Source organism: Pseudomonas sp. NFACC08-1, from assembly GCF_900106735.1.
Taxonomy (GTDB): Bacteria; Pseudomonadota; Gammaproteobacteria; order Pseudomonadales; family Pseudomonadaceae; genus Aquipseudomonas; species Aquipseudomonas fluorescens_Q.
This window is the reverse complement of sequence record NZ_FNNL01000030.1, coordinates 1-4,426: the sequence shown is the minus strand read 5'-3', so window position 1 is coordinate 4,426 and position 4,426 is coordinate 1. Positions and strand designations below refer to the sequence as shown.

The following is a 4,426-nucleotide window of genomic DNA, read 5'->3' as shown; positions in this document are numbered from 1 at the left end:
TTTTCGTTACTTGATCCCGAATGACGCCGGAAGAGATTACTCTGCCACTGTATTGGTAGGGCGAGGCCGAGTAGTTATTGCTGAGTTGGTTCGATCGCTGGGGGAAATGATTGATCACGATGATTTTGATTATGTTTTTGATGACGATAACAGAGATATTGTCGTGACGGCTAAAGGGGGGGGGGATTAAGATTCCGCGTGGGACATTTAATCATCGTTTGGAGATGACCACCCTGTTGGGTCCAATATGGGCGGATCTTGAGGTTAGTCATCCTGAATTTCTTCTGGCGGCCAGTGAACGTCTGAAGGTTGAGCTGCATGGGCAACAGATCAGCGTCCGGTGGCTATGTGCCGGGACTGTTAGAGCTAGCATGAATGTCGTAGCAACTAATTATGAGGGGCTTCAAGAGCTCATAGATATATATCCGAGCAAGAGCTTGTATTACCATTTAACCGTCACGGCGTATTACCAATTGATTGATGATGGCGCCGGTGGTACGTTGAAAAGAATAAGGTATGATGTTGAAAGCAATGTAGATCCTGAGTCAGGTGTTGATATTTTTAAGTTTGGCGATGCCGTTAAGCGTAAGTTGAGTTTGGCAGATCCAGTAGATCCTATAGCGGATTTAGTAGGCAAGCTGTTAATCTTAATGGGGCTGTTAATGGTACAGGCTGCTGAAGTTTTACTTAATTTGTTGGCGACGGATGCGTCGGGGATGATCGCGGGTGCAATCAAAGAGCAGTTCCCTACGGGCCGCGTTGTGTCGGGATTTATTGCGGAAAATCTTGCGCTTAACTACGGCGAAACCATTCAGATGCTCAATTTACAGTCCCCTTATGATGTCGGCCTGTTCGGTCGCATCAATCCCGCTCAAACAACGTTCGCCATCACCACGCCGGAACCCCGCATTGCCGCCGGCACACCGCACTATGCTTTTGAGGTTTTTCCTGAAAGAACCGGCCTGAAATGGACTGTTGGAGACCTGCAGCGTCGTGCTGTCAGCGCAGGTACGATCGATGAAAATACAGGGGTCTACACACCTCCGGCAGCGAGTCAGATCGAGGGGCGTTTCACCCGTGTACGGGTCACCGCAACCGACCCTGTTACCCAGTTCAGCAGCTCTGCCTTGGTGACGGTAGTCCGCTCGCGCTTGACGATCAATCCACTGATTCAGATTTGCAATAAAGACGAGCGTGTACCGTTAAAGCTTGGCTATCTGAAGGACGATGAGGACAGCCCTGCGCCTACGGTGGTCATCAACAATCCGGTTCCGGGGGAGAGCGGTTCTATCGAATCCAATAATGGCGTTTACACCTATGTCTCGAATAAAGAAGTCGTCGAAGGGAAAACCTATGTGATGGATGAACTCGTGGCGACTTATAAAGGGTATACGGCGTCGGTTTACATGGTGGTTACACAGACAACTCCCGCGATAACCATTCAAGTCCCTGACAGCTTGAAAGGTTTGACAGAAGTCGCTTTAAGAGCCATAGCCAATAACAGGGATATTACCGAACACGTTGAGTGGAGTATTGACTTCAACGGCCCCGGCTCATGGCACAGCGAAACCCCAGGCGTCTATAAGGTTGACGAAATGGCCCCGCAGGCTTTCGTGTTCATCAGAGCGTCCTGGGACTCGGTGGTTATAGGTGTTCTTGAAGGTCATCTACTGCTAGCGCTGCCCTTGCTCGATATTCCCGATGTGCCGCTGAGTGTTGCCGAGACTGATGGCGAGACAGGCCTGGCTTATTGATCTGTATAACGACTTGCTTGCAACCCATTTATTAAAGCTCCCCATGGGCTCGACGCCTTGGTGCAATGCAATAGCGTTGTAGTCGACATAATCGTCGGTCATGACATTGCCGCGATAGCCATAATGAACGGCGCTTTTTAACGGGAGGGCTACGGTGAGTTGTCGATACGGTAACAGACTGCAGAGCGCCGGTAACCTAACAGTTCTGATAGTGGTCGGCGCGATCGGTCAGGGGTAAAACGTCTTTATCGCTGCATGAAAACTCAACGAGGGTGTCAAACCCATGAATACAAAAGATGCCCCGCCGGCTCCCCACATTCCGCTACTCGGTCGCGATAACGTGATTGATCTGGATGTGTTGGGAACAGACGACTTGTTGACCTATGTGCAGTATCCAGGACTTGCAATAGGTCATGGGATCGAACCCAACTGGCGAGGGCGCAGCCCGTTGGGCGAAGCGATCGATGAAACCAACTACCAGGATGTCGATGACCGTTTGGAACATGACGAGAATGGTCATCCAAGAATGCCGATAGTGATTGAGAACGCCAAACTCATCGGCCTGGATCAGGGCGAAGTGTTTTACTCCTATCGGCAATCGGATGGCGGACCGCTGGGGGAAGAGTCCCGGCGTCTGTTTTTTTATGTGGGCAAGCGCGTCGGTATCCTGAGCTTGCCTGTGGCGCAGATGAAGGAGTCTCACGCATTGTGCGTGGACCCAAGCGCCATCGCCGGCCCCGCGCTCATCTCCACCGCGCCTTATCAGGCGATGGCCGAAGGTGATGAGCTTACTTTCACCTGGGTGGCCCATCGCGCTACCGGAGGGACCCCTACGACCCATACGATACGCCGGACATTGAGCGCCGATGACGTGGGCAAAACCCTGGAGTGGTCTTTGCCCAAGGCACAACTCACATTGATCCAGAACGGTGGTCATGGGGTTATGCAGTACCAGGTGCAGTACGCCGATCCACAGGATCCGCTCACGCCCGAATCAACTTCCGCCGAACAGACCATTACGGCAGTGGACACCCTTGAACCGTTGTTGCCCGAACTGATTGTCGCGGGTGCCGACAGTGGCTCGATTGACCCGGCACGACACCCCGATGGCTTGCCCGTGCAGGTGCCACTGTATGGCAGCCGGCAGCCAGGTGACGTGGTGACGGTATATGCGCAAGGCGACACCAACCTGCTCGCTACCGCGCTGCTGGATGTGTCGGCGGTCGAAAGCGGGATTATCACGCTGGTCCTCGAACACCGCTGGTTACAGGAGAACAACGGCAAGGTTGTCGAGCTGCTTTATCACTATGCGCGGGCAGGGGCTTCGTTCAGCTCGCGCCCGTTGACGCTGATGGTTCGGCGCCCCCTTGAGCTGTATGCACCGAATGTGGATAAGGCCAATCTTTACGATGACGACGGGTCGGGCGTGGTCAAGGGGTGGGTGAATGCCGCTGATGTGCTGACCGGGGCCGTCATCGATATCCCGCAGGACTCCGTGATTGGCAACGATGACAAGGTCAGCATGATCTGGGACGGCTTTGGCGATCCGCTGGTGGTGACGACACCCTCGATCGGCAACGACAGGCGATTCAACATTCCCCGTACGGCCGTACCGATGAATGTGGGGAAACATGTTTTGATTCATTACGAGGTTCTGCCGCCAGATGAAGCCGTTCCTCACGCTTCACCATTTTATGATCTGGAAATAAGAAACTTCGACAGTGGTTGGCCGCGGATCCAGGCGGAAAGGCCGAAACTTAGCGGTGGCTCTATCAAGTTAAGCGAGATCACCGACCCGGTCATGCTCTTTAAATTGGAAAGCTGGTATTTCATCGCAGAAGGGCAACTTCTAAAAATTCAGGCAAGCGGCGTATCGTCAGCGACAGGCCAGGTAGTGACTAATACGATGCGTGACGAAACGCAGCCCCTTACCGACGATGAATACTACGTTGGATATATATTGCCAGCGCTTGATAAGGGCTTTTTAGATTCGCTGGTAATGGCTGAAAAACTTTCTGTCTTGGTTCAGTTGAGTTACGACCAGGGCAGCACTTATAAGAAGGTGGATGAACGGCTGTTTCTTCTGGCGCCCTGAACGCACTATTTTTTTGGATGGAAAGACTGATTGTCGTTGAAGGGCACGGTTCGGTAATCGCTTTTTGCTGTTCTGGCGATCAGATGGTTTTGTGACGTTTATCTCGATAGGAAGCGCTCAGTCGTGAGTGTGCGAGACGGCTAGGCTCACCATTGATTTTGACATTTGAGGGTATGGCAATGGCAACTACCTATACGTTGGCAGAGCTTCTGAGCTGGATGAAGGATCAGGATCGCATGAGCAAATGGGATGCGATTGTGGCCATGGAACGCAACAAAACCAATCTGCTGCTGATTCAAAACTACATTGATAAGTTCAGTTACGGCAGCTATATCCCGTACATTACCGGAGCCATTGCAACAGGTGGCATTGGTGGCAGTTTTCGGGAATATATTCAAGAGTTTGTAATGGATGTACCTCGTTTGCATTACGAGGATACCGGTCTTGATAGTTCGAAGGCCAATCTGCGGATGGCCGTTGTGGCCGGGCGTCAAGTCTCCATCGAAAAAGACGTGACGGTGTGGCATGCCACGCGCATCTTGGATTATGACCCGCTGGACGGGCCGAGCTTATTCCT

3 protein-coding genes and 1 pseudogene are annotated in these 4,426 nt (G+C 52.3%); all 4 read left to right on the top strand.

Translation table 11 applies throughout. The features are described 5' to 3' along the window. A partial coding sequence (locus BLU76_RS32055; protein WP_256572716.1) for a hypothetical protein occupies positions 1 to 190 on the top strand: 190 nt, incomplete at its 5' end. Positions 191 to 371: 181 nt separating this feature from the next. Further along, a complete protein-coding gene (locus BLU76_RS30255; RefSeq protein WP_256572715.1) occupies positions 372 to 1,754 on the top strand; it encodes a hypothetical protein in 1,383 nt (460 codons plus the stop codon). A 283-nt stretch (positions 1,755 to 2,037) separates the two neighbouring features. After that, on the top strand, positions 2,038 to 3,849 hold the full coding sequence (locus BLU76_RS30245) for a hypothetical protein (protein WP_139197726.1): 1,812 nt from the start codon (positions 2,038 to 2,040) through the stop codon (positions 3,847 to 3,849). Between the two features lie 179 nt (positions 3,850 to 4,028). Next, positions 4,029 to 4,426: pseudogene (locus BLU76_RS30240) on the top strand (imidazole glycerol phosphate synthase subunit hisF); the annotation flags it as partial.

What these genes read in the sequence shown, in the direction of transcription:
- BLU76_RS30255 (WP_256572715.1), top strand. Translation starts at nt 372, where the DNA reads ATGAATGTCGTAGCAACTAATTATGAGGGGCTTCAAGAGCTCATAGAT.
- BLU76_RS30245 (WP_139197726.1), top strand. Translation starts at nt 2,038, where the DNA reads ATGAATACAAAAGATGCCCCGCCGGCTCCCCACATTCCGCTACTCGGT.